The 375-nt window shown below is 37.6% G+C and carries 1 protein-coding gene; it reads right to left on the reverse strand.

Annotated elements, in window-relative coordinates; genetic code table 11:
• Positions 1-375 (reverse strand): hypothetical protein (locus AB4585_RS29640; RefSeq protein ID WP_372172423.1); only part of this gene is annotated, 375 nt, incomplete at both ends.

Raw genomic sequence — 375 nt, forward strand, 5'->3', positions numbered from 1 at the left:
AAGTTGTGCAGTACCATTCGCTTTACTTCTTAATTGTTTGTTAACTTCCCAACTGTTAATGAGATAATTCACAAATAAGGAGTTAACGGTTTTAGGTTCTAATAAATAAACGTGGTCAGACAGAATAAATTTGCCACTTTCAGGAATATGGGCTGTCCGACCAATGATTTGCCCTCCACCAATATCATCCTTTGGCATGACAAGTTGCCCTAACGATAAAAAATCACTGTCGTGAGAAGTCTTTTTAGAGGCTATCAATTTCCCTTCTCTTGAAATGGAACCCATATCCACGATTAGATACTGACCTGCATCAGAGATAAATTTAGACTTCGATTTCCCAGTAGAAACAGAGAATAATGAAGCCATAGTTGTCTC

The sequence above is a fragment of the Vibrio sp. 10N.222.49.C9 genome (assembly GCF_041474985.1).
GTDB classification, from domain to species: Bacteria; Pseudomonadota; Gammaproteobacteria; order Enterobacterales; family Vibrionaceae; genus Vibrio; species Vibrio crassostreae_C.